This is a genomic window from Neorhizobium sp. SHOUNA12A (genome assembly GCF_023006505.1).
Classification (GTDB): Bacteria; Pseudomonadota; Alphaproteobacteria; order Rhizobiales; family Rhizobiaceae; genus Neorhizobium.
In genome coordinates this window covers 1-400 of sequence record NZ_JALBGV010000213.1, presented here as the reverse complement: position 1 = coordinate 400, position 400 = coordinate 1, and the positions used below count along the sequence as shown (strand labels likewise).

General features: G+C 69.2%; 1 pseudogene. It reads right to left on the bottom strand.

Going from position 1 to position 400, the window contains the following annotated elements:
• Window positions 1-400 (bottom strand): annotated as a pseudogene (locus tag MOV63_RS32530) (peptidoglycan-binding protein LysM); the annotation flags it as partial.

The window sequence follows — 400 nt, the reverse complement described above, 5'->3', positions numbered from 1 at the left end:
AGCCGGCAGGGGGCGGGTTGGCCGCGGCCGAAGTCGCGCCCTGGGGAGCCGGAACGGCCGGCTGCGCACCAGCCATGGAAGGAAGACCTGCGGCATCCGGGGTCGGTGTGGCGATCAGGCGGCTTGCCTTGCCGGGCTTGGTGACCATGGCAAGTAGTTTGCCGTTCTTGTCGGCAGGCACGGAAACCGTCGCTGTTTCTTCGGAAACGGTGGCCTTGCCGTCCTTGCCGGTGGCCTTCAGCACCAGCTGGTGGTCGCCGGGCGGCAGCGGCTTGTCGAGGATGGCGGCAAAATCGCCGCTCGGGCCGACATCGACCTTGGCGACGACCGTGGTGCCATCGGTGACCTCGAGCTTGGAATGCGGCGCGGCGCGGCCGGCGATCACGGTCGAACCGTCCGG